At 72.9% G+C, this 22,114-nt stretch carries 22 protein-coding genes; 5 read left to right on the top strand and 17 right to left on the bottom strand.

Annotation, left to right across the window (positions count from 1 at the left end; translation table 11 throughout):
- The first annotated feature begins 9 nt into the window (after positions 1 to 9).
- Positions 10 to 630 carry a TetR/AcrR family transcriptional regulator gene (locus AA23TX_RS16895; RefSeq protein ID WP_230862539.1) on the top strand — a complete coding sequence of 207 codons (621 nt, stop codon included), beginning with the start codon at positions 10 to 12 and terminating at the stop codon, positions 628 to 630.
- A gap of 32 nt (positions 631 to 662) precedes the next feature.
- Here AA23TX_RS16895 and AA23TX_RS16890 read toward each other — a convergent pair whose 3' ends face one another.
- Positions 663 to 1,289, bottom strand: coding sequence for a TetR/AcrR family transcriptional regulator (locus AA23TX_RS16890; protein WP_155543456.1), 627 nt, complete (start codon positions 1,287 to 1,289; stop codon positions 663 to 665).
- Positions 1,290 to 1,362: 73 nt separating this feature from the next.
- Between AA23TX_RS16890 and AA23TX_RS16885 the strand changes: the two genes are divergently transcribed.
- The gene (locus tag AA23TX_RS16885; protein WP_230862538.1) at positions 1,363 to 2,832 is read left to right on the top strand and encodes an FAD-dependent monooxygenase; all 1,470 of its coding nucleotides are present in this window, start codon (positions 1,363 to 1,365) and stop codon (positions 2,830 to 2,832) included.
- Between the two features lie 173 nt (positions 2,833 to 3,005).
- Here AA23TX_RS16885 and AA23TX_RS16880 read toward each other — a convergent pair whose 3' ends face one another.
- The 6 genes from AA23TX_RS16880 to AA23TX_RS16860 all read right to left on the bottom strand — a co-directional run bounded on the left by AA23TX_RS16880 (position 3,006) and on the right by AA23TX_RS16860 (position 9,045).
- Positions 3,006 to 3,428, bottom strand: coding sequence for a S26 family signal peptidase (locus AA23TX_RS16880; RefSeq protein WP_155543454.1), 423 nt, complete (start codon positions 3,426 to 3,428; stop codon positions 3,006 to 3,008).
- Complete coding sequence (locus tag AA23TX_RS16875) at positions 3,425 to 5,239, bottom strand: ABC transporter ATP-binding protein (RefSeq protein WP_230862537.1); 1,815 nt, start codon at positions 5,237 to 5,239, stop codon at positions 3,425 to 3,427. The genes AA23TX_RS16880 and AA23TX_RS16875 overlap by 4 nt, the downstream gene beginning before the upstream one ends.
- 2 nt (positions 5,240 to 5,241) lie before the next feature.
- Positions 5,242 to 5,745, bottom strand: coding sequence for a TlpA disulfide reductase family protein (locus AA23TX_RS16870; RefSeq protein ID WP_155543453.1), 504 nt, complete (start codon positions 5,743 to 5,745; stop codon positions 5,242 to 5,244).
- On the bottom strand, positions 5,745 to 6,251 hold the full coding sequence (locus AA23TX_RS16865) for a MauE/DoxX family redox-associated membrane protein (RefSeq protein WP_155543452.1): 507 nt from the start codon (positions 6,249 to 6,251) through the stop codon (positions 5,745 to 5,747). The genes AA23TX_RS16870 and AA23TX_RS16865 overlap by 1 nt, the downstream gene beginning before the upstream one ends.
- Positions 6,252 to 6,322: 71 nt before the next feature.
- Positions 6,323 to 6,490, bottom strand: coding sequence for a hypothetical protein (locus tag AA23TX_RS49620; protein ID WP_196425352.1), 168 nt, complete (start codon positions 6,488 to 6,490; stop codon positions 6,323 to 6,325).
- Positions 6,491 to 6,612: 122 nt separating this feature from the next.
- The gene (locus tag AA23TX_RS16860; RefSeq protein ID WP_155543451.1) at positions 6,613 to 9,045 is read right to left on the bottom strand and encodes a tetratricopeptide repeat protein; all 2,433 of its coding nucleotides are present in this window, start codon (positions 9,043 to 9,045) and stop codon (positions 6,613 to 6,615) included.
- Positions 9,046 to 9,350: 305 nt separating this feature from the next.
- Between AA23TX_RS16860 and AA23TX_RS16855 the strand changes: the two genes are divergently transcribed.
- Entirely contained in the window at positions 9,351 to 12,272 is a 2,922-nt protein-coding gene (locus tag AA23TX_RS16855; RefSeq protein ID WP_230862536.1) for an AfsR/SARP family transcriptional regulator, read from the top strand.
- Here AA23TX_RS16855 and AA23TX_RS16850 read toward each other — a convergent pair.
- The 5 genes from AA23TX_RS16850 to AA23TX_RS49615 form a co-directional block, all read right to left on the bottom strand.
- A complete protein-coding gene (locus tag AA23TX_RS16850; protein ID WP_155543450.1) occupies positions 12,245 to 12,652 on the bottom strand; it encodes a S26 family signal peptidase in 408 nt (135 codons plus the stop codon). The two genes, AA23TX_RS16855 and AA23TX_RS16850, sit on opposite strands and share 28 nt — an antisense overlap.
- Entirely contained in the window at positions 12,652 to 14,442 is a 1,791-nt protein-coding gene (locus AA23TX_RS16845) for an ABC transporter ATP-binding protein (RefSeq protein WP_155543449.1), read from the bottom strand. The genes AA23TX_RS16850 and AA23TX_RS16845 overlap by 1 nt, the downstream gene beginning before the upstream one ends.
- The gene (locus AA23TX_RS16840) at positions 14,439 to 14,930 is read right to left on the bottom strand and encodes a TlpA family protein disulfide reductase (RefSeq protein WP_155543448.1); all 492 of its coding nucleotides are present in this window, start codon (positions 14,928 to 14,930) and stop codon (positions 14,439 to 14,441) included. The genes AA23TX_RS16845 and AA23TX_RS16840 overlap by 4 nt, the downstream gene beginning before the upstream one ends.
- A gap of 12 nt (positions 14,931 to 14,942) precedes the next feature.
- Complete coding sequence (locus AA23TX_RS16835; protein ID WP_155543447.1) at positions 14,943 to 15,488, bottom strand: MauE/DoxX family redox-associated membrane protein; 546 nt, start codon at positions 15,486 to 15,488, stop codon at positions 14,943 to 14,945.
- Positions 15,489 to 15,561: 73 nt separating this feature from the next.
- Positions 15,562 to 15,699, bottom strand: a complete 138-nt coding sequence (locus AA23TX_RS49615; protein ID WP_196425463.1) for a hypothetical protein — start codon at positions 15,697 to 15,699, stop codon at positions 15,562 to 15,564.
- On the opposite strand from AA23TX_RS49615, the gene AA23TX_RS16830 reads away from it, so the two are divergent.
- Positions 15,698 to 15,970 (top strand): putative zinc-binding metallopeptidase, encoded by a 273-nt coding sequence (locus AA23TX_RS16830; protein ID WP_230862535.1) that lies wholly within the window; start codon positions 15,698 to 15,700, stop codon positions 15,968 to 15,970. The genes AA23TX_RS49615 and AA23TX_RS16830 overlap by 2 nt on opposite strands.
- A 216-nt stretch (positions 15,971 to 16,186) precedes the next feature.
- Here the strand turns inward: AA23TX_RS16830 and AA23TX_RS16825 are convergent, their stop codons facing one another.
- Positions 16,187 to 17,662: an aldehyde dehydrogenase family protein gene (locus AA23TX_RS16825; RefSeq protein ID WP_155543445.1), complete on the bottom strand. Its 1,476-nt coding sequence runs from the start codon at positions 17,660 to 17,662 to the stop codon at positions 16,187 to 16,189.
- A gap of 104 nt (positions 17,663 to 17,766) precedes the next feature.
- Positions 17,767 to 18,459 carry a fumarylacetoacetate hydrolase family protein gene (locus tag AA23TX_RS16820; RefSeq protein WP_230862534.1) on the bottom strand — a complete coding sequence of 231 codons (693 nt, stop codon included), beginning with the start codon at positions 18,457 to 18,459 and terminating at the stop codon, positions 17,767 to 17,769.
- Between the two features lie 12 nt (positions 18,460 to 18,471).
- Here AA23TX_RS16820 and AA23TX_RS50185 point away from each other — a divergent pair, with 12 nt between their 5' ends.
- Positions 18,472 to 18,702: a hypothetical protein gene (locus tag AA23TX_RS50185; RefSeq protein ID WP_230862533.1), complete on the top strand. Its 231-nt coding sequence runs from the start codon at positions 18,472 to 18,474 to the stop codon at positions 18,700 to 18,702.
- A gap of 67 nt (positions 18,703 to 18,769) precedes the next feature.
- Here the strand turns inward: AA23TX_RS50185 and AA23TX_RS16815 are convergent, their stop codons facing one another.
- From AA23TX_RS16815 to AA23TX_RS16805, 3 genes are read right to left on the bottom strand one after another with little or no spacing between them, the layout of a single operon-like run.
- Positions 18,770 to 19,798, bottom strand: a complete 1,029-nt coding sequence (locus tag AA23TX_RS16815) for an amidohydrolase family protein (protein ID WP_155543443.1) — start codon at positions 19,796 to 19,798, stop codon at positions 18,770 to 18,772.
- Positions 19,792 to 20,688: an MBL fold metallo-hydrolase gene (locus AA23TX_RS16810; protein WP_155543442.1), complete on the bottom strand. Its 897-nt coding sequence runs from the start codon at positions 20,686 to 20,688 to the stop codon at positions 19,792 to 19,794. Before AA23TX_RS16810 ends, AA23TX_RS16815 begins: the two co-directional genes overlap by 7 nt.
- Positions 20,675 to 21,925 carry an MFS transporter gene (locus AA23TX_RS16805; RefSeq protein ID WP_230862532.1) on the bottom strand — a complete coding sequence of 417 codons (1,251 nt, stop codon included), beginning with the start codon at positions 21,923 to 21,925 and terminating at the stop codon, positions 20,675 to 20,677. Before AA23TX_RS16805 ends, AA23TX_RS16810 begins: the two co-directional genes overlap by 14 nt.
- Positions 21,926 to 22,114 lie beyond the last annotated feature (189 nt).

The raw sequence follows: 22,114 nt of genomic DNA, 5'->3' as shown, positions 1-22,114 counted from the left end.
ATCGGAGCCGTGAGCGAGAGCAGAGGCGGCCCCGGCAGGCAGCGGGAGCTGCGGCGGGACGCGATCGACAACCGCGACCGGGTCTTGGCGGCGGCCGCCGCAGCGGTCCGCCGGGAAGGGACCGCGGTCCCGATGGCCACCATCGCGGCGGACGCCGGGGTCGGCGTCGGGACCGTCTACCGCCACTACCCCTCGCGGGACGCGCTGCTCGGAGCCTTGACGCACCGGTCCTTCCAGCTGGTGCTGGAGACCGCCCGCCGGGCCGCCGCCCTCGACGGACCACCGATCGAAAGGATCCGCTTCTTCCTCGAGCGAACCATCGAGCACGGAGCGGACCTCGTGCTCCCGATGCACGGTGGCCCGGCACCCAGCGACCAGGCGACCGTCGCGCTCCGGGACGAAACCCACCGGACACTGGGCTCGATCCTCGAACAAGGACGGGACGACGGCACGATCCGGGCCGACGCGACCAGAGCCGACATCGTCAGCTTCGGCGCGTTGCTGGCGCAGGGTCTCCCCCACGTCCCGAACTGGAAAGCCACCGCCCGACGCCAGGCTGATATTTACCTCACCGGCCTCCTGAATCGCACCGGCCAGCCAGATGCGGACCGCCGAACCGTCGACGGTTAGCGTCCTGCTTGGGAGCGCACAGCCGAGGGTGGTCAGGTGCTGCCGCCGAAGGTGCCGATCCCGTCGCTCAGCAGGTCGAACGCCTCGTCGATCACCTGCCTCTGATCCGTGGCGACAGTCGAGGCCGGTTCGCCGGCTATGAGCCTTCGCATGGAGCTCACCACAACGGTGGTCGCCGCGGCCAGGAGCAGGCGGGCGACCAGGTCGGCGCGGATCGGATCGCCGGTTTCCTCGCTCAACTGGCGGGCTACCGCCGATTCCAGGCATTCGCGTTGTTCCCGGGCACGCGAGAGCAGCGCGGGGCTCTTCGCGATCAAGTGACCGAACTTCGCCATGCCCGGCGCGGCGGTGGACAGCGCGTGCCGCTGATCCAGTAGCCGGTGCATCAACCCCCGGACCGCCTCGACGACGGACTGGCCAGGCGGACGGTCCCGAAGGGCGTCGACGAGCAGTCTTTCGGCCTCCGCCTGCAGATCGAGGAGCAGATCCTCCTTGCGCGGGAAGTAGTTGGTCACCGTGGCCTTGGCGACGCCGGCCGCCTCGGCGATCTCCACGACCGTCACGGCCTCGAACCCGCGCTGAGCGAACAGACGTGTCGCGACATCGGAGATGTGCTGCCGGGCCTCCCGCTTCTTGCGTTCTCGTAGTCCTTCGACCATGGCCAAAACCATACCAGGGCCAAACTTGACACGATCATAACTTTAGTACCATCATAACTTTATGGATATTGACGTGGTGGTGGCCGGCGCCGGCCCGGTCGGGCTCCTGCTCGCGGCCGAGCTGAGCCTTGCCGGCGTTTCCGTGACCGTGCTGGAGCGCCTGACCGAGCAGAACCAAGCCCTCAAGGCGGGCGGGATCAACGGCCGCAGCAACCAGCTGCTCGCCCGGCGCGGGCTCGGCGCCCGGATCGCCGCAGCAGCAGCGAAATACGGTGATGGAGCCGCCGCGTTCACCCGCGAGCGCAGCGGCACCGGTCGGCCGGCCCGTTTCGGTGGGCACTTCGCGGGGTTGCTCCTGAACCCCGCGTCGACCCTCGACGTCCCGCCCGCCACAGCCCTGCCGCAGCAGGCTCTGGAGCGGCTGCTCGGCGCATGGGTGGCCGAGCTCGGCATACCGGTGCTGGCCGGCCACGAGGTCACCGGTCTCCGTCAGGGCACGGACGAAGTGACGGTGCGCGTGCGCACGAGCGGTGGCCCGAAAACCATCCGGTGCGCGTATCTCGTCGGCTGCGACGGCGGCCGCAGCACCGTTCGCAAACTCGCAGAGTTCGCATTCCCCGGCACCGACCCGTTGACCACCGGCTACCAGGCGGCGCTCACCCTGGACCCCGCCGTGCCGCTACCGACCGGCTGGCACGCCACCGAACGCGGGCTGTACGCCCACGGACCGAAACCCGGCCGGATCCTCACCGTGGAATTCGCCGGACCGCCCGCCGACCGCGATGCCCCGGTCACCCGGGCCGAACTGCAGGAGGCACTGCGCCGCGTCAGCGGCACGGACGTGATCGTCAGCGAAGTCGAATCGGCGGCCAGGTTCACCGACAACACCCGCCAAGCGGCGACCTATCGAATCGGCCGTGTGCTGCTGGCCGGCGACGCCGCGCACGTACACCCGCCTTTCGGCGGCCAAGGCCTGAACGTCGGGCTGCAGGACGCGGCGAACCTCGGGTGGAAGCTGGCCGCGACCGTGCACGGGTGGGGGCCGAGGGAGTTGCTGGACAGCTACACCACCGAACGTCACGCGGTCGCCGGACAAGTACTGGAGAACACCCGCGCGCAGATCGCGATCATGCGACCGGACCCGCACAGTCGCGCGATGCGAGCTCTGTTCGCCCAGCTGCTCGAGGCCGACGTAACTCTGACCGACCTGCTGGGAAGCCGGCTGCAAGGCCTGGACGTCCGCTACGAGGCAGGCCCTCGATCCCACCCGTTGACGGGGCGATACCTGCCCGACCTCCCCGGCCTGGAAGACGCCATGCGGCTGCCCAGGCCGGTCCTGGCCGATCTGGGCGACTCCGCAGAAGTCGGCGACGTCGCCGACGGCTGGAGCGACCGGGTCGACCTGCGCCGGCTACCCGAGACGCCCGGCGTGACCGCGTTGCTGCTCCGCCCGGACGGCTACGTTGCCTGGGCGGCGGACGGCACCCCGGACACGACCGCTCTCCGCGAAGCCTTGACCAACTGGTTCGGCGAACCACGCTGAGCGAGCCCGTCCCGGCAATCGAGCAGAACGCATTCCCCGCCGCATCCCCCTGGTGATCGGCCGCGGCAGCGCCGCCCCACCTGGGCCTGCTCGGCCCGAACACGATCGACCTCGTCTTCGCCGAAGAGGCGAGCGCGACCGAGGCTGCGCCGGCTACCGCGCCCTCCGGTGGGTCACTCGCGGGAGACCTGCCGCACCACCACACCGACCAGCCGCTCCCGCGGCACGAACCCGTAGTGCCGGGAATCCCAGCTGGACGGCCGGTTGTCACCCAGGACGACAGCGCAGCCCGGGGGCACCGTCGCACCTCCGAGGCCGTGCACGTCCGGGTCGGCCCAGGCGGGCCGCAGGCGGTCGCCCGGCACCGCCACCACGCGTTTGAGCAGCAACTGGTCCCCCGTCGGCGCTCCGCTCGGCAACGGCGGGTAGCGCAGCAGGGCCACCTGACCTCGCCGGGGGCGGCGGGTGCGGCGCACCAGGACCCGGTCGCCGGAGCGCAGGGCCGGGGCCATGCTGGCACCGTCCACTGTGGTCAGGATCAGCGCGCGGCGGGCCACGACGGCGGCCAGCAGTCCGGCGAGGACCAGGACTCTCACGGCACGGCCTGGTAGCCGTCGGCCTGCAGGCGGAACAGGCGCGCGTAGCCGCGGCCGTCGGCGAGCAGGGTTTCGTGCGTGCCCAGCTCGGCGATCCGGCCGTCCTCGAGCACGGCGATGCGGTCGGCGTCGCGCACCGCGCTCAGCCGGTGCGAGATGAGCAGGCTCGTGCGGCCCCGCCGGTGCTCGCGGATGCGCGCGTGCACCTCGTGTTCGGCCTCCGGGTCGAGACCGGAGCTCGGCTCGTCCAGGATCATCAGGTCCCGCCCTTCCCGGACGAGCGAACGGGCCAGCGCCAGGCGCTGCCACTGCCCGCCGGAGAGCACCACGCCGGTCGAGGTGTCCTCGCCGAGCTCGAAGATCCGGGTCAACGGCGTGTCGTACCCGCGCGGCAGCGCGGCGATCCGGTCGTGCGCGCCCGCCCGCGTCGCGGCGGCCACCAGCCGGTCCCGGTCGCCCAGCGCGGACAGCTCGCCGAGGCCGATGTTCTCGGCCGCGGTCATGTCGTAGTTCATGTGGTCCTGGAACACGGCGCTGATCCGCTCGCGCAGCGACGCGGGCGGGAGGTCGCGCAGGTCCACCCCGTCCCAGAGGATCCGCCCGCGCGTCGGGTCGTACATGCGGCACAACAGCTTCACGAGCGTGCTCTTGCCCGCGCCGTTGAGGCCGACGAGGGCGACCGCCGCGCCGTGCGGGATGGTGAGGTCCACCCCGCGCAGCACCCACGGGTGCTCGTCGCTGTACCGGAACCACACGTCACGCAGCTCGAGCCCCTGCCGCAACGCCGGTGCCGCGGCACCGGATCCGCTCGGCAGATCGGGCTCCGCGCGGACCACGGCGACGTAGTGCGCGAACGACAGCAGCCGGGCCTGGCCGTTGGCGATCGCCGACGCACAAGTGCCCAGCGCGCCCTGCACCCCGGCGACGGCGGCCACGAACATCGACACGTCGCCGGCGCTGAGCGACCCGCCGGCCGCCGACGTGATCGCCCACCACAGCCCCGCACCGGCGACGGCCGCGCTCAGCGCCGTCAGCCCGCCCATGGTCCACAGCTCGCGTTCGTCCATGCGGCGCTGCGCGTCGTTGGCGCTGCGGCGCTCGTCCATCAGCCGGGCGCGCAGGAACGCCCCGATGGCGAACAGCCGGATCTCGGTCGCGGCGGCGACCCCGGTGAGCAGCTGGCTGTAGAAGAACTCGCGCCGCGCGAACCGCTCGACGCGCCATTCCACCGCGGCGCGGCGCCGGGCCAGCAGCAGTTCGGCGAGCAGCGCGGGGATCGCGGCGGCCAGCACGACGCCGGTCATCGCCGGGCTCAGCACGAGCAGCGAGCCGAGGAACCCGGCCAGCGAAAGGGTTCCGCTGAGCGTGCCGCCGACGCCGTCGACGATCTCCGGCACCCGGCCGCAGCTCTCCTGGGCCAGCCGCAACCGGTCCTGGTAGGCCGGGTCCTCGAAGGTGCGCAACCCGACCTGACGGCCCAGCGCGGCGAACAGCCGGTCGGTGGCGACCGCGCTCGCCGCGCGGCCGATCTGCGCGCGGACGTAGTGGACCACCACCGGCAGCGCGGCGACGGCGAGCCCGGCGAACGCCAGCGCCGCCGCGAGGCCGCCGACCGCGCCGCTGTGCCCGACGAGCCGGTCGAGGACGAGCTTGGTCAGCCAGGCGGTGGCGATCGGCGCGGTCGCCGCGGCCGCCGTCATGACCAGGAGCCCGGCCAGCCGCGCCGGGCCGGACCGCCACAGCAGCACGGCGGCGGCCGCGGCCGCCGCCCGCACCTGGTCCGCGCCGATCCGCCGGGCCGGTTCGCGCACGGTCAGCGCCCGGCGGGCACGGGCAGCTCGGGCACCCGGCCCGCGGTCGCGACCACCCGCCCGTCGGCCACCACGTACAGCGCGGGTGTCCAGGTGTTGCGGAACGCGGCGGCGACCGGGCCGCCGTCGAGGTCCGCCGGCACCACCCGCGCGACCTCGGCGAGCGCGCGCACGGTGTCCGGCTCGTCGCCGCCGAAGACGGCGAAGACGTTGTCCCGGCCCTGATCGCGGGCGTAGGCGAGGAAATCCGGGAGGGCGTCGTGACAGGCCGCGCAGTCGGCGGAGAAGAACGCCACCGTGCCGGTCAGCGTGGCGGTGGTGACCGGCTCGCCGTCGGTCGTGGTGGCGGTGAACTCGCCGATGGCCGAACCCGGGCGCAGCGCGAAGAGCGTCTCGGCACCCGAGGTGCTCTGGGCCCGCATCCGGCGCAGGATCCCGACGGTCAGGAGCAGGTTCACCAGGCACAGCAGGCCGAGCAGCACCAGGGCGGCGACGACGAAAGGCATCAGGAACTCCTTGCGAACACGACGGCGATGTCATCCATCGCGATGACGAGCACGGCGGCCACCACACCCGCCGCCAGAGCGACGGCGGCACCGGCGACGGGCGGCAGGTGCTCCGGCGCGAGCGCGCCGAGGACGGCCAAGATGGCCAGCGCGGTGTTGCGGGCCAGGTGACGCGGTCCGACCGGAGTGTCGGCCGCGCCGAAGCAGCGGCACGGCGCGGGCCGGCCGCGGCGCAGCGAAGCGGCGATGGCGGCGGTGAAAGCCAGCAGCAAGCCGACAGCGAGGACGAACGCCGCCGTCGCCGTGGCGGGCACGACCGCGAGGGCCGCGATGCTCCCTTCGGCGGCCACGACGGCCACCGACACCGGCGGGACCCACCTCGCCGGCATCGGCACCAGCACGGGCACCGACCGCGCGAACCCGCGGAAGTCGCGCAGCTTCGCCACCGACGAGGCGGCGAACACCACGGCGAGCAGCGCCGCGGCGGCCGCCCGGAGGTACTCCATGTCACTCCTTCGACGCCGGGCGGTGTCCGCGGGGAAGGGGCGGACACCGACCGGCAAGCCCGGGACGGTGCTCAGCAGCTGCTGCGGACCTTGGTCCACTCGCAGCCGTCCTGCGGGCAGCAGAACCGGTACCAGTAGCCGGGGTGGCCCGCGGCGTTGCAGAAGTAGGTGCCGCTGCAGGCGGAAGCCTTGGCGGTGGGCACGATCCGGGTGAGCACGCGGTCGATCAGGCGCCCCATGATTTCTCCCTTCGACGGTGGACGTCCACGGTGCGGGATGCGGTTCCGCGATCCCGCGCCGGCTGCGAGCATTGCGGGCAGCCGCGTCCCCGGGCAGCAATCCCGGACGAACCCGGACGCCGTCACCCGCCGGCGGTGACCGGCCCGCCGACGCCCGCGGTGATCTCGGCCGGCTCCGGCAGGCCCAGCTCGCGGTGGTGGTCGCGGGCGGCGAGCCAGTGGTGCCGGGCCCGCACCGGGTCGCCCAGCGCGGTCAGGGCCCGGGCGAGACCGGTGTGCGCGCGGGCCGCCTGGTGCAGGCTGCCGAGGTCCACCGCCATCGCGAGCGCGCACTCGTGCGTCGCCCGGGCGTGGTCGGTGCGGCCGAGCTCCGCCGACGCGTCGGCGAGGCACAGCAGCGCTTCCACGTGGAGGTCCCGGTCGCCCGCCTGCTCGGCGATGGCCGTCGCGCGGCGGAAGTACCCGCGGGCCTCGGCGTGCCGGCCGGACCGCAGGTGCGTGTCGCCGATGTTGAGCAGGGTGCGGCCCGTGTCGCTCGGGTCGCCGACCTGCTGGTCGATGGTGAGCGCTCGCTCGTGGAACTCCAGCGCCTCGGCGGAGCGGCCCAGCCGGCCGTGGACGTAGCCGAGATTGGTCAGCGCGGTGCGTTCGCCCGACCGGTCGCCGACCTCGCGGGCCAGGGTCAGAGCCTCCCGCAGGAACCCCGCCGAACGCGCGAAGTCGGTGTCCCAGGAGGCGATCGCGCCCAGCGTGCCGAGCGCCCGGCACTCGCCCCAGCGGTCTTCCGCCCCGCGGAAGCAGGCCAGCGCCTGGCCGGCGCACCGCGTCGCCACCTCGTAGCGGCCGACCTGGCCGTGGGTGGCCGCGAGGCTCACCAGGGCGTGCCCGCGGGCGACCGGATCCGCCGACTCCGCCGCGCTCGTGTGCAGGACCAGCGCCTCGCTGAGGTAGCCGCCGGTCTGCAGGTAGCGGAACAGGATCCGCGACAGCAGCCCCGCGTGGCCCGACGCCACCCCGTGGACGCCGGCGCCGACCAGGTTGGCCCGTTCGGCGTCCAGCCACGCGGCCGCTTCGGCGCGGTCGGTCAGCGGCGGGACCGGCAAGCCGGGGTCGGGGACGCGCGGCAGGTGCTCCCGCACGCGCGGCGCGTACCGGTCCATCGCGGTGACGGCGGCGAACGCGTAGTAGTCGAGCAGGCGGGCCAGCGCGGCCCGCCGGCCGGCGGAGACGTCCTCGTCCTGGGCGCGGGCCATCGCGAACGCCCGGACGAGGTCGTGCAGCTCCAGCCGGTCCGCCCCGCGGCGCCGCACCAGGCTCGCGGCGGCGAGCCGATCCGCGGTCCGGGTCGCCTCGGCCAGGTCCGCACCGGCGAGCGCGGCGATGCCGTAGGCGTCCAGGTCCGCGCCCGGGTGCAGGGCCAGCAGCCGCAGGGCCCGCTGTTCCGGCTCACCGAGCTGGTCGTAGGACAGGCTGATCGACGCGTCCACGGCGTTGTCGAGGCGCAGGTGCGCGCGCCGCTGCTCGAGCCGCTCGAGGTGGTCGGCCAGCCGCCACGACCGGTGGGCCGGCGCGGTCATCCGCAACGCGGCGAGGGTCAGCGCGAGCGGCAGGTGGCCCAGCTCGGCGGTGATCCGCCGGGCGACGCCGGGCTCCCGGTCGACCCGCTCCGCGCCGACGGTGCGTCGCAGGTAGGCCACCGCCTCGTCCGGATCCAGCACGTCCAACCGCACCTGGACCGCGCCGGTCAGCCCGGACAGCGCCGAGCGGCTGGTGACCAGCACCGGTCCGCCCCGTTCGTCGGGCAGCAAGGGCCGGACCTCGTCCTCGCCGCGTGCGTTGTCGAGCACGACGAGCAGGCGCCGCCCGGCCGAGCGCTCCCGGTACAGCCGCTGCTTGCCCGGCAGGTCGGCGGGTACGGCGTGCCCGGGCACGCCGAGCAGCCGCAGGAAGGAGTCGAGCACCGCGGCCGGATCCACCGGCGGCCGGCCGGGGTCGGGGTGGAAACCGCGCAGGTTCACGAAGAGCGCGTTGTCGAACCGGCCCGTGCGCAGCAGCGCGTGGGCCGCGTGCACGGCCAGCCCGGTCTTGCCGACCCCGGCCATGCCCGCGATCGCCGCCACCTGCCCGCCCGCGGCGTCGCCGAGCACCGCGGACAGCCGCGCGAGCTCCGCACGGCGCCCGGTGAAGTGCGGAATCGTCTCGGGCAGGCCGAGCTGGGCCTGCACGAAGGTCGCCGCCTCCGCGCGGCTGCGGATCACCCGCAGCATTTCCTGCCAGGCGGCGACGTAACCCGGGGCGGGGTGCAGCACCTCGACGACGGCCAGCACCAGATCGGTGTTGGGGCGGGCGCGGCCGGTCTTGAAGCAGTCGGCGACCGTCGTGCGGGCCGTGCGCTCGCCGGGCGGGCGCCCGGCCGCCGTCCAGAGCCGGTTCACCCGCTCGGCGATCTGCGCGTACGACGGGCCACCCGCCCACGTCTTGAGCAGCCGCAGCTGCGCGACCAGCTCGTCCAGCGTGCGCGCGTGGCCGGGATCGGGTGGTTCGGTGAACGCCATACCGCCATGGTGGCCGCGGTCGCGCCGCCGGCTCCGTCCAAAACGGACAAGCGGCGGCGCGATCCGGGGAGCGGCCGCACGTTTCGGGTCAGCGCGAAACGTTTTCGGCCCGGTTGACGGCGCTCGCGAGCCGCTGGCACGGTCGGCACCGCGAGAGTGGCACCACCCGGCTGGGGAAGGCGCGGGTGCGGAGCCGAGCTCTTTCGTCACCGGGCGGCACTTCCTGGGGAAGGCCGGCGCCCGCTGACCACCGCGCCGCGGGAGGACCCACCGCCGCCGAGCGCACGAAATCGAACCGTCACGGCGTGGTCGAGCACGCCTTGGAGCGGACGTACACGCCGCCGATCTTGAAGGGCACGGGATTGCTGGAAGCCACGGTGCTCGGCCCGGTCGGCGCGCGGGTCCAGGGGACACCGGTACCGGTCAAGGGGCGGTTGGGGCGCACGGTGCTCGCCGTGCTGGCGCTCGCCGGCCGGCAGCCGGTGTCGGTGGACCGGCTGATCGACGCCCTGTGGGGCGAGCGGCCCCCGGCCACCGCGCGGACCCAGGTGCACATCCAGGTGTCCAAGCTCCGGGCCGCGCTCGACCGGGCGGGCGCGGCCGCGGCCGTGGTCACCGTGCCGAGCGGGTACCTGCTGGACTGCCTCGCCGACGTCGGCGAGGTGCGGCGGCTGCTGAGCGCGGCGCGGGCGGCCGGCGATCCCGCGGACGCGGCCGGCCTGCTGCGGTCGGCGCTCGACCGGTGGACCGGCACGCCGCTGGGCGGGGTGAGCGCGCACCTCGCCGGTGCCGAGCTGCCCCGGCTGGACGAGCTGCGGATCTGCCTGGCCGAGGAGTGGATCGACGCGGAGATCGCGTGCGGGCGGGCCTCACGGTTGCTGCCCGAGCTGACCGCGCTGGTCCAGGCGCACCCCCTGCGCGAGGGCCTGCACCGCCGTCGGATGCTGGCGCTGCACCGCGCCGGGCGGCGGGCCGACGCGCTGGCGGCGTTCCAGGAGGCCCGACGCGTGCTGCGCGACGAGCTGGGGGTGGATCCGTCCCGGGAGCTGCTCGCGCTGGAGGCGGAGATCCTCTCGGTCGAGGCGCCGCCGGCGGTGACCGTGGTGCCCGCCCAGCTGCCGCCGCGGGCCTCCGGGTTCGCCGGGCGCGACCCGGAGGCGGCAACGATCAGGGCCGCCTTGGCGCGCCGGACCGACGCGCCCCCGCTGGTACTGGTCACCGGGATGCCGGGGATCGGCAAGACGGCGCTGGCCGTGCACGCGGGCGCGGCGTCGGCGCACGCCTACCCCGACGGGCAGCTCTATGCCGACCTGCGGGGCGCCGACGCCCGGCCGGCCGCGTCGCACGAGATCCTCGCCTCTTTCCTCCGGGCGCTCGGCGTGCCGGCGCGGTCGGTCCCGGCCGGCGTCGAGGAGCGCACGGCCGAGTTCCGCAGCCGCACGGCGGGCAAGCGGGTGCTCGTGGTGCTGGACAACGCCGCCACCGCCCGGCAGATCGAGCCGCTCCTGACCGCCGGCCCGGGCTGCGCCACGATCGTGACCAGCCGGTCCGTGCTGCCCGAAGTCGAGCCGTCGGTCCGGGTGCCGCTCGCCCCGCTGTCCGACGAGGTTGCCGCGACGGTGCTGGCGAACGCGGCGGGCGCGGCCCGGCTGACCGAGGGCGAGCGCACGGTCGCCACGGTGCTGGAGGCGTGCGGGGGCGTGCCGCTCGCGTTGCGGATCGCCGGGGCGCAGCTCGCCGCGTACCCGAAGCTCAGCGTGGCGGAGCTGGCCGCGCGGCTGTCCGACGAATCGAGGCGGATGCGGGAGCTGGTGGCCGGGCAGCGCAGCGTGCGGGACAGCCTCGACGCCAGTTTCCGTTTGCTGGAAAGGGATGCGCGGGCCGCGATGCTGGCGCTGGCGGCGATCGGGTCGCCCACGTTCACCGGCTGGCCGCTCGCGGCCGCGCTCGACGTGCCGCTCCCCCGCACCGACGAAGTGCTGGCCCACCTGTGCGCGATGAACCTGCTCGACCGGGCCGGGCCGGGGCGGGACGGGGTGCCCCGCTACCGGATGCACGACCTCGTGCGGGCCTACTGCCGCACGGTCGGGCCGTCGCTCGCCCCGCCCGCCCTGGACCGGCTGGCCGGGTGGGCGGTCGCGCTGACCAGGCACGCCCACGAGGGCATGCTGGGCCTGCCGGCCGGTTACCCGGTGCTCGCCGAGACCGCCGCGCGGCTCGGCCAGGACGTGCTGGGGCGGGTGGTGCGGGAGCCGCTGCCGTGGCTGGGCGCGGACGTCGACGTCCTGCTCGCCGTGTTCGGCTTGGCCGTGCGCGGCGGCCTGCCCCGGCCCGCGGCGGCGCTGCTGCTGGTGCTGCGGGCACCGCTCGTGCGGCTCGACCTGGCCGACCACGGCGCCCGGGCGGGCGCGCGGCTGGCGAACGTCGCCGGCGCGGACCCGGTGGTGCGGGTGACCGCGGCGCTGGTCGCGGCGACGGCGCGGATGCACCGCGGCCGGTACGCCGACGTCGTCGCCATCCTGACCGAGGTGCCGCTGGCCGACGTCGACCTCGCGCTGCGGGCGGAGGTGCTGACCAAGCTGGGGGACGCGTACGAGCGGTGCCGGGACTGGCCCCGCGCGATCACCGCCGCGCGAGAGGCGGTCGTGTGCTTCCGGAAGTCCGGCAACTTGGCGGGCATGTCGGGCGGCCACGCCACGCTGGCCGCCCTGTACCGGGACCACCTCGGCGACCTCCGCGCGGCGCGGCTGCACGGCACGAAGGCCCTGCGGCTGGCCGACGCCGCCGGCGACTGGAAGACCCGTGCGCAGGTACGGCTCGTGGTCTCGCGCACGGCCTTGGCCTGCGGTGACGCGGCGGCCGCGGCCGGCCTCGCCGAAGAAGCCCGCGTCCTGTCCGAGGGGAACGGCGACCCGATCGGCCAGACCTGGTGCCTCACCGCCGAAGCCGACGCCCACCGGGCGAACGGCGACCTGCCGGCCGCGCGGAGATCCGCCGACCGGGCGCTGGGCCTGGCCCGTCGCATCCGCCGCCCGGACGCCGAGTCCGCGGCACTGCTCGCGCTGGCCTCGATCGAGCTGGCCGCCGGTGACCGGGCCGCCGCGCGCCGCGTCGCCCACGCGTCCCTGCGCCTGCAGGACCGGTTCGACAGTCCGGTCGAACGGGTCGGCGTCGAGAAGGTGCTGGCGGAGATCGACTGTCAGGTGCCCTCCGGCGCCGGGCGGTGAGGGACCGCACCGGCGACGCCGGCCAGCTCGATGTAGCCGAGCTGGCGGGAATCCTGGCTGTGGCCGGTGTTGTCGCCGGTCACCACCACCCGGCCGGCCGGGACGACCGGGTGATCGGCTGCCAGCCAGGCGGGCACCGGGTCGCCCGCGACCGCGGCGATCCGCTTGATGCGCCACGCGACGTCCTTCGCCCCGGTTCGCGCGCGGAAGACGATCACGTCGCCGACGCGGTACTGCCGTCGCCGGGTCGCGACCACGCGCTCGCCGTCGCGGAAGGTCGGGGACATGCTGTGGCCCCGGACGCGGGCCACCACGTACCGGCGGCGCAGCAGCACGACCAGCAGAACCAGTGCCGCCACGACCGCGGCGAGCCCGGCCATCACGCCTCCACCATCGCGTATCCCTTGGCCTGCAACGAGAACAGCCGGGCGTATTCGCCGCCCGCGGTGAGCAGCTCGTCGTGGGTGCCCTCTTCGATCACCCGGCCGCCGCCGAGCACGACGATCCGGTCCGCGCCGCGCAGGGCGGAGAGGCGGTGGGAGATCAGCACGCTCGTCCGGCCGGCCCGGTGGGAGCGCAGGGCCTCATGGGTCCTGGCCTCGGCGTCGACGTCCATGCCGGAGCTGGGTTCGTCGAGGATGAGCAGGTCGGCTTCGGCGCGCATGAGTGACCGGGCCAGCGCCACCCGCTGCCACTGGCCGCCGGACAGCGCCGCCCCGGCCTTGTCGTCGACGTCCAGGAACGCCCGGGACAGCAGGGTTTCGTAGCCGCGCGGCAACGCCGACAGCGCCGGGTCGATCTCGGCCAGGCGGGCCGCCGCGCGGATGCGGTCGAGATCGCCGAGGCGGGCGACGTCACCGATGCCGATGTTGTCGGCCGCGGTCAGGTCGTAGCTGGTGAAGTCCTGGAAGGTGGCGCCGATGCGGGCCCGCAACGCGGCCGGGTCGCAGGAGCGGATGTCCACGCCGTCCCACAGGATCCGGCCGCGGTCCGGGTCGTAGAAGCGGCACAGCAGCTTCACGAGCGTCGACTTGCCCGCGCCGTTCACCCCGACCAGCCCGACCGCCGCGCCGCCGGGGATCACCAGGTTCACCCCGCGCAGCACCCACGGGCCGGTCGCGTCGTAGCGGAACCACACGTCACGCAGTTCGATGCCGGCGCGCAGCTCGGGCACGGCGTCCGTTCCGGAGACGAGGTCGGGTTCGGTCGTCACGACGTCGAGGTAGTGCCGGAACAACCCGAGCGAGCCGCCGGCCCGGCCGAGCTGGCCCAGCAGCGTGCTCACCGGGGACTGGATGCCGGCCACCGCGGCGGTGAAGAGGGTGACGTCGCCGATGGACAGCGACCCCCGGGCGGCGCCGGTCGCGGCGACCACGAGGGCGACGCCGGCCACCACCGCCGACACGATCGCGGCGGTGACCCCGGCGAACGCGATCCGGCGCTGCATCGCGCACTCGCTCGCGGTGGCCGTGCGGACCGCGGCCACCATCCGCGACCGGAACAGATCCGCGAGACCGAAGAGCCGGATCTCCTTGGCCGCCCGGATGTCCGAGCACAGCGAACGGAACAGGAACCGCTCGCGGTGGGTGGCCATCATCGCCTCGACCTCCCGCGCGCGCAGCCGGGACAGGGTCAGCTGGGAGATCGCGGCCGCCGCCAGGGACACGGCGAGCAGCCCGGCCATCGGCGGCCACACGAGCAGGACCGCGCCGCCGAACGCGAGTACGGCGACCAGGGTGCGCACCGATTCGACGGTCAGCGCCAGCACCGCCGGCGCCGCCTCCTGCGCGCCCTGCTCGGCCAGCCGCACCCGGTCCAGGAACGCCGGCTCCTCGAGCCGGCGCAGTCCCGGCAGCGCGCCGACCGCGCCGACCAGCCGGTCCTCCGCCTCGATCGCGGACTTGGCCCGCACGATCGAGGTGCAGTACGACGCGACCGCGGTGATCGCGGTCGCGCAGGCGAGGCCGGCCGCCGAGCCGATGGCCAGCAGCACGATCAGGCCCTGGTCCCGGCCGCCGGTCAGCTCGTCGAACAGCAGCTTCCCCAGCCACGCCGACAACGCCGGCAGGGCCGAGGCGAGCACCGCCAGCGCGATCGTGGCGCCGGTGGCCACCCGCGACGCGCGCCAGGCGACCCCGAACGCGGGACCCGCCGCCCGGACCGGGTTCATCGGACGGGCTGCGGGCGCACGGCGTCGAGGTCGTGGCCGGCGGCGGTGATCCGCCGGTCCCGCACGCGGATCAGCGTCGGGGTGACGTCACCCGCGCCGAACGCGGCCGCCACCGGGCTGCGGTCGCCGACGAAGGCGACGCGCACCGCGGGTCCCAGCCCGGCCGCGTACTCGACGGCCGCGTCCCGATCCCCGCCGTCGATCACGAAGGCGACGGCCGGCTCGGTGAGCTGGCCGGCGATGCGCTGACAAGGCCCGCAGGTCGGCGACAGGAACGCGACGAGCGCGTCGTCCAGCTCCCGGTCGGTGACGGTCGCGCCGTCGGCGTCGGTCACCTCGAACGCCCCGATCTCGGTGCCCGCCGCCGGCAGCGCGGGCAGCGCCGGCCGCCGCTGCTCGTTCAGCAGCCGGATGATCGCCGCGGACAGCAGGAGGTTGAGCACCGTCAGCACGGCCAGCACCGCGACCACGGCCACCAGGAATGACATGGGATACCTCTTTCAGTGATTCGCTCGGCGACCGGCGGTGTCCGCGGTGCGGACCAGGCCGGCCAGGCTGTCCCAGTTGATCGCGACGAGCGCGGCGAACGCGCCGACGAGCGCGGCGGCCGCCCCGGTGTCGAGGCCGAGCGCCGGTCCCGGCGGGACGGCGACCGCGGCGGCGGTCCCCGCGGCGAGCAGTGCGTTGCGGACGAGGTGGGCCCGGCCGAGCACGGCCCCGGAGCGGCCGAAGCAGCGGCAGGTGACGCGGCGGCCGGCCCGCATCGACCGGGCGATCGCGGCGCAGAAGACGAGCAGCACCGCCGTCGCCAGCCCGAGCCCGAGCCGGGAGGTGGCGGGGAAGGCGACGAGCCCGGCCACGGCCAGCTCGGCGACGGCGGTCCCGGCGGCGACCGGCAGCCAGCCCACCGGCGACCGGCCGAGCGGCGCCAGCGACGCGGCGAACTCCGCCAGCCGCGCCCGCCCGGCGAGCTTGCCGACGGCCGCGACCCCGAACACGAGCCCGGCCAGCACCCGGGCGGCGAGCACGAACTGCGCGCTGATCATCGGTGACCTCCCTTGCCGGGCCACGCCTTTCCCGCCCCGGGAACCGCGGCGGGAAAGGCGCGAGCGCCACCGGTTACTTGCAGCTGCCGTAGCAGTCGTAGTGGAACGTCTTGCAGACCTGGCCGTGCTCGGCCACGCAGGCGCCGGCCTTGACCTCGCGCAGGAACAGCCCCAGCAACCGGTCGCCCAGGGTGTTGATCATGCGAGCCATGATCACTCCTCTCGTTAGCGGGAATCGACGGGGAGATCGTGGCTCAGCCGCGCTATCCGTTCGCTATCGCGGAAATCGCTGTGCCGTCCCCGAGGACCACACCGACGACGTCGACGACCTGATCGCGACCTGGATCCCGCTGTCGCGCGCGCTCAACCAGCTCAACCGCAGCATGGGCAAGGACGACCTGTACCCGTTCACGCTGTCGCCCGTGGTCCAGGACAAGCTCCGGTTCGCCGACGCGACCGTCGCGGCGGCCCAGGCCCGGTGAGCCCGGCCCGGAGCCGCCGGGAATCACCTCCTCATGCCAGCCGGAAGAACACCAGGTGGGTGCTGAGCCGGACACCACGAACCAGTTGGCGCTCCGAGGAGAGCGAAACCGCGGTGTCCGCGGGGTTCGGTGGGAGCGTTGCCGGCCCGCAGCACCGCCGACGCATCCGAGACAGCCGGATCGAACGGCTCCTTCCCGTCCCACCGTGTTGTCGGTTCAGCCGAGCAGTTCGTCGACGACCGCCCAGCGCGGCACTGGGTTCATCCCGGAGGGAAGCCGCATTGTCTTGCTGTAACCGAACTCGCGCAGTGTCTCGGCGGCGTGTTCGCGTCCGTAACCACTGTGTTTGGTTCCGCCGAACGGTGTGCCGATGACCGCGCGGTTGTAGTTGTTCACGAACACGATGCCCGCTTCGATTCCGCGGCCGACCCGCAGTGCGCGAGCACTGTCTGCGGTGTACACCCCGGCCACCAGGCCGAAATCGGTGTTGTTGGCGATGGCCACGGCCTCGGCCTCGTCGTCGAAGGGGATCACGCACACGACCGGGCCGAAGATCTCTTCTTTGGCCACGCGCATGTCCGGGGTCACTCCCGTGAGCAGCGTCGGCGCGACGTAGAATCCCTCGGCCAGCTCGGGATCCACCGGCAACTGCGCCTGCGCGCCGATGACGGCGCCTTCCTGGACGCCGATGTCGATGTAGTCGAGCACCCGCCGCTGCTGGAGCGCCGTGACGAGCGGGCCGACGTGCGTCGTTTCGTCGAGGCCGCGCCCGACCCTCAGCCCGGCCACGGCACGGCTCAGCCGTTCGACCACCTCGTCGTGCACCGAGCGGTGCACCAGCAACCGGGAGGCCGCGGTGCAAGCTTCGCCCTGGTTGAAGTATCCGCCTTCGAGGGCAGCGGCCACGGCGTCGTCGAGGACGGCGTCTTCGAAGATCACGAGGGGGTTTTTGCCGCCGAGTTCCATCAGGGTGGGGGTGAGGTTCTCCGCGGCCGTCTTCGAGACCGCGACACCCGTCGTGGGAGCCCCGGTGAAGGACAACTTCCGGACCAGCGGGTGTCCTGCGAGCACCGCTCCCACGGATCCTTTGCCCGCGACGACGTGGACGACGTCGTCGGGCAGCACGGACTGGATGATCTCGGCCAGCCGCAAGATGGTGAGCGGCGCCTGCTCGGGCGGCTTCAGCACGACGGCGTTCCCCGCCGCGAGCGCGGGCGCGGTCTTCCCGGCGGTGTGGATCGGTGGCCAGTTGAACGGGATGATCGCGCCGATCACACCGAAGGGCTGCAGCGTCGTGACGTCCAGCGAATAGCCGGTATCCCGGACCGCCCCGGGCATCTCGTGCGTGAGACTGCCGAAAAGCTCGAAAATGGCGATGCAGGATTCAAGGTCGAAAGCCCGCGCCTGGCTCTTGGGCTTGCCGTTCTCCCGGGATTCCAGTTCGGCCAGTTCGTCGGCGTGCAGCCGGATCTGGCGGGCGACCTCCAGCAGCAACCGGCCGCGCTCCACCGCGGGCCGGCGGCTCCAAGCGAGAAACCCTTCATGGGCGGCGCGGACCGCCGCGTCGACCTCTGCCGCGCCCCCGCCCTGGACTGTCGCGAGGTGGTGTCCGGTGGCGGGGTCTTCGACGACGAATCGGTCTTCCTCGCGTCGGGAGGACCAACGGCTTGTGAAGACGGTTTCGAGATTCATCATGCTCCTTCAAACTCCAACAGTAGTGTTGGCTTCTGCTTCGAACCTACACTCGTCACTGCCGGTCTGCAACGCAAGTGTTGGAGTTGACGGCGAGACCGCGGTCACTGCCGGGCGGACGAGCTACGCCGTCGCGTAAGGGGATGAAGCGGAGCCCCTCGGGTGATCGAGGCGCGGATTTCACCGAGGTTCTCGACGCTCAAGGCGACCTGGTCACCGGCGTCCAGCCAGGGGTACTCCGCTTCACCGTGGACTTTGGCGAGTTCCAGGATGCAACCGGTGCCCACCGTGCCGGAGCCGATGACGTCTCCGGTGTGCAAAGTCGTCCCCCGGGAGGCGTAGGAGAGCAGGTCGGCGAACGACCAGAACTGGTCGGCCCAATTCCCTTCGCTGTAGAGGACGCCGTTCACCGACGCGGTCATCTTCAGGTCGAAACCCTCGCCGCTGCGCTTTCCGTCGATTTCGTCGGGGGTGACCAGGAAGGGCCCGAGGCTCGTGGCCGTGTCCTTGGCTTTGCCGAGGCCGATCGCCATGGTCATCTCCGCCGCCTGGAGGTCCCGGGCGCTCCAATCACAGAAGATCGTGTATCCGGCGATGTGGGCGGGGGCTTCGGCCGGGGTGACGTTGGTGGCCGGGGCGCCGACGATCGCCGCCACCTCGAGCTCGTAGTCGAACTGCCGACTCCCCGGGGCGATCGGCACCGTCTCGCGTGGCCCGCGGAGCGCGGCCGGATTCTGGAAGTAGAAAACCGGTTGCTGGTAATAGACCGGGTTCGTGGCCAGCCCCATCGCGGTCATCGAAGTGACGTAGTGGTTCTCGAACGCCATGAAATCCCGGACCGACGGCGGGCGCGCTATCGGTGGCAGCAGCTGCGCGTCACCGGCGGGGACGACCTCGAAAGGGTCGTCTCCGACTTCGCGGGCGGCTTCCGCCAGGCCCTCGGAGGACCCGATGAGTTCGATCAGCTGCCGATCGCCGCGGAGGCCGTGGAGCGCTCCGCCCTCGAACAGGGCTGCGTGCTCCTTGCCGTCCGCCGGTGAGCGATAAGTGGCCCACTTCATGTTCGGCGCTCCGATTCGGTGGTGGTGATTTCGACGTCGTCCATGGTCAGGTCTCCCTCCGCTGCTTGAGACCGAGTAGTTCAGCCGAGTTGAGTCCGGCGATGCGCCGCAGCTCGGCCGTCGGCAGACCGGTCTGCTCCAGCCGTGCGAGCGGGTCGCTGACCCCCATGTCGAAGGGGTAGTCCGTGCCCAGCAGTACCCGATCGCTTCCCATCGCCTGCGTGAGCGCCGTCAGCTCCGAAGAGCGGTAGACGAGACTGTCGACGTAGAGCTGGGACAAGTACTCACTGGGCCGTTTGGCCATCGAGCGGCTCTCCGGGCGCACCTCGTAGGCGTGGTCGGCCCGGCCGAGGTAGCCCGGCAGGAAGCCGCCGCCGTGCGCGCCGCAAATCCGCAACCGGGGGAACCGGTCGAGCACGCCGGCGAAGACGAGCCGGCACAGGGCGATCGTGGTTTCCAGCGGCTGGCCGATGATGTTGCCCAGGTAGTACGACGACAGCCGTTGTTCCACGGTGCAGCCCCACGGGTGCACGAAGACGAGCACCCCGAGCTCTTCCGCGGTGGCCCAGAAGACGTCCAGCGCGGGGTCGGAGAACTCGCGGTCGCCGGAACGGGTCGGGATCTGCACGGACCTCATGCCGGACCGCTCGACCGCTTCGCGGAGGTGAACGGCGGCCAGGTCGGGATGCTGGAACGGCACGTGCGCCATGGCGATCAGCCGATCGGGGCATTTCGCGGCCAGGTCGGCCAGGTGCTCGTTGACCACGTACGTCAGTTCGCCGGCGAGCGCCTCGTCCGCCCACGAGTGGTATTGCGTGGGAGCGACGCTGACGGCCTGCACGTCCACGCCCGCCCGGTCCATCGTGTGGAGGCGGGTGTCCAGCTCGGTGAGTGCTGGGTACCACTCGTCCCGGAACAGCTGCTGGTTGACCGCCACGGACCCCGGGCCGAAGACCGCGAGCTGGGCGCGCTGCTCCTGAACGTGCTGTTCCCGGCCCGCCACCAGTTCATCGCCCGGTGCGTGGGCGTGGGCGTGGATGTCCACCACCAGCGGGAAGGCCGTCGCCGTCAGCACGTCTCACCCCTTGCGCCGGTGATGGTGTCGTACAGCGCTCCCGCGTTTTCCGCCTGGATGTAGTCCATCAGGTGATCCAGGCCGACGTCGGTCCGGCACGCTTCGGCGAAGGTGACTCGCTGAATCGTTTCGTCGCGGGACCACCCCTTGGCCACGGCATCGGCGACGGCGCTCTTCCAGCCCAGCAGCACCGCCCGCTGCTCCCGAACGGCGTCGAGAGTGGTGATCGCACCGTGACCGGGCACGACGTGGTCGACGTCGAGCTGGGCGATCCGGTCGAGCGAGCGCAGCCACTGGTCGACGTCGGAAGTCATCAGCCAGGTCTGGCACCCGGAGAAGATGGTGTCACCGGTGAAGACCGTACGTTCCTCGGGAACGTGCACGGCGACCTGGCCCGGCGTGTGTCCCGGTGTGTGCAGCAGCTCGAAGGTGTGTTCTCCCAGCCTCAGCGTCAGGTCGCCGGTGAACACGATGTCGCCCTTGTTGGGGTCGTCGTAGTACTCGCCACGTTCGGGGATCAGCTCCGCTCCGGCAGGATCGTCGTCCTGGGCGGCTTTGACCGCGAAGGCGAACGGATCCAGGTCGTAGACGGTCATGAAGTTGTCGAACACGCCTCGGTGGTGGACCACCAGACCGGCACCGGCGAAGAAGTAGTTGCCGAAGATGTGGTCGACGTGGTGTTCGGTGTTGACGACGTAGCGGATGGGGCCGTGGCTTTCCGCCTGGTGCCGCATGGCGAGTGCGTGCGTCGGCAGCTGGGGGGTGTCGATGACGACCACCCCGTCCGACGTCACGACGAAGCCGGGGTCGCACCCGCGAGTGCCGGCTTCCACGTACACGTGGGGGGTCAGCTGCCCGAGCGGCCGGGGCCGCCCTTCACCGTTTTTCATCGTGGAGAACCTCCCTGTTCTCGAGCGTGTTCGTCCGGCGTGGTCCGGCGAGCGCGATCAGGCCGATGAGTGCGCAGACGGAGCCCCACAGGCCCGGCGCTCCGGCCCATCCCGTCGAAGCGACGAGCGAGGCGGCTATGGCGGGACCGAAGCCCGCGGCGATGATGGTGCCGAGGTTGAGTCCGATGGACACACCCGTGAATCGGGTGCGGGTCGGGAAAAGCTCCGGGAAGCCGGCGAAAACGGCAGCCGAGACGAACGGCTCGACGACCAGGTAGATGAGCAGAGCCGGCACGACGGCCAGTGCGCTGCTCACCGCGTCGACGTAGAGGAACAGGGGTACCGGCAGCACCACAGCGGCGCTCAAGCCGATCCAGGCGATCGGGCGGCGGCCCCTGGCATCCGACTTCGCCCCCATCACGGGGAAGATCCAGACCGTCGCCGCCAGCGCCAAGCCGAGCAGGAAATAGACTTCCACCGGGGGGAACTTCTTCACCTGCACCAAGTGGACGGAGAGGTAGAGCTTACCGAGGATCGACGGCCCGAGAACTCCGATCGTCAGCGCCGCCACACGCAGCACGTCCAACGGGTGCCGGCGCAGCGTTTCCCGAACCGGCGTCCGGCTGACACCGCCGGCAGTGCGGGTGATGGCTTTGAACTCCGGTGAATCTTCGAGGCGGTAGCGCAGCGCCACGCAGACCGCGGTGAGCGGAACGCATACCAGGAACGGGATCCGCCAGCCCCACGTGCTCATGCCGACACCGGTACTCGCGACGAGCGCCACCATCAGCGCGGCGGTGAGGAATCCGATGCCGACACCCATCGCCGGGATCGATCCGTACAGCGCGCGCTTGCGCGGCGGTGCCATCTCGGAGACGTAGGTCAACGCTCCCGCCCATTCACCGCCCGCGGAAAAGCCCTGGAGCAGCCGCAGAAGCAGCAGCAAGACCGGCGCCGCCGGCCCGATGGACGCGTAGGTGGGCAGCATCCCGATGAGGGCGGACGACACCCCCATCATCAGAAGTGTGGCCATGAGGACCGGGCGGCGCCCGAGACGGTCGCCCAGCGCGCCGAACACCACGCCGCCCAACGGCCGGGCCAGGTACCCGGCACCGAACACCGTGAGGGCCGACAGCGTCGCGGCCACCGGCGAAGCGGCGGGGAAGAACAGCGGCCCGAAGACCACGGCCAGAAAACCGTAGACGGTGAACTCGTAGTACTCGACGACCGTGCCCACCAGGGAGGCCCGCACGGCGCGGCGACGGGCCGGCCGGCTCGCCGACGGAGCCGGGACGGGTCTGGCGATGCCGCGATCAGCAGGAGGAGACGACATACGTTTCTCGCTTCATCGAGGGAAACCGGGTCGGATGTGGACAGTCGCGATCGGGAACTGGAACACCATGCGCCGCACGGAACGGACCGGGGA

The organism is Amycolatopsis camponoti (assembly GCF_902497555.1).
Classification (GTDB): Bacteria; Actinomycetota; Actinomycetes; order Mycobacteriales; family Pseudonocardiaceae; genus Amycolatopsis; species Amycolatopsis camponoti.
The sequence above is the reverse complement of the archived record's forward strand: the minus strand, read 5'-3'. Positions and strand labels throughout refer to the sequence as shown.

Excerpts from the sequence above, each read along its gene's own strand:
- AA23TX_RS16890 (WP_155543456.1), bottom strand. The coding sequence starts at position 1,289 with ATGGTCGAAGGACTACGAGAACGCAAGAAGCGGGAGGCCCGGCAGCAC.
- AA23TX_RS16870 (WP_155543453.1), bottom strand. The coding sequence starts at position 5,745 with ATGCCTTTCGTCGTCGCCGCCCTGGTGCTGCTCGGCCTGCTGTGCCTG.
- AA23TX_RS16865 (WP_155543452.1), bottom strand. The coding sequence starts at position 6,251 with ATGGAGTACCTCCGGGCGGCCGCCGCGGCGCTGCTCGCCGTGGTGTTC.
- AA23TX_RS49620 (WP_196425352.1), bottom strand. The coding sequence starts at position 6,490 with ATGGGGCGCCTGATCGACCGCGTGCTCACCCGGATCGTGCCCACCGCC.
- AA23TX_RS16860 (WP_155543451.1), bottom strand. The coding sequence starts at position 9,045 with ATGGCGTTCACCGAACCACCCGATCCCGGCCACGCGCGCACGCTGGAC.
- AA23TX_RS16850 (WP_155543450.1), bottom strand. The coding sequence starts at position 12,652 with ATGGCCGGGCTCGCCGCGGTCGTGGCGGCACTGGTTCTGCTGGTCGTG.
- AA23TX_RS16845 (WP_155543449.1), bottom strand. The coding sequence starts at position 14,442 with ATGAACCCGGTCCGGGCGGCGGGTCCCGCGTTCGGGGTCGCCTGGCGC.
- AA23TX_RS16840 (WP_155543448.1), bottom strand. The coding sequence starts at position 14,930 with ATGTCATTCCTGGTGGCCGTGGTCGCGGTGCTGGCCGTGCTGACGGTG.
- AA23TX_RS16835 (WP_155543447.1), bottom strand. The coding sequence starts at position 15,488 with ATGATCAGCGCGCAGTTCGTGCTCGCCGCCCGGGTGCTGGCCGGGCTC.
- AA23TX_RS16830 (WP_230862535.1), top strand. The coding sequence starts at position 15,698 with ATGATCACTCCTCTCGTTAGCGGGAATCGACGGGGAGATCGTGGCTCA.
- AA23TX_RS49615 (WP_196425463.1), bottom strand. The coding sequence starts at position 15,699 with ATGGCTCGCATGATCAACACCCTGGGCGACCGGTTGCTGGGGCTGTTC.
- AA23TX_RS16825 (WP_155543445.1), bottom strand. The coding sequence starts at position 17,662 with ATGAATCTCGAAACCGTCTTCACAAGCCGTTGGTCCTCCCGACGCGAG.
- AA23TX_RS16820 (WP_230862534.1), bottom strand. The coding sequence starts at position 18,459 with ATGACCGCGATGGGGCTGGCCACGAACCCGGTCTATTACCAGCAACCG.
- AA23TX_RS16810 (WP_155543442.1), bottom strand. The coding sequence starts at position 20,688 with ATGAAAAACGGTGAAGGGCGGCCCCGGCCGCTCGGGCAGCTGACCCCC.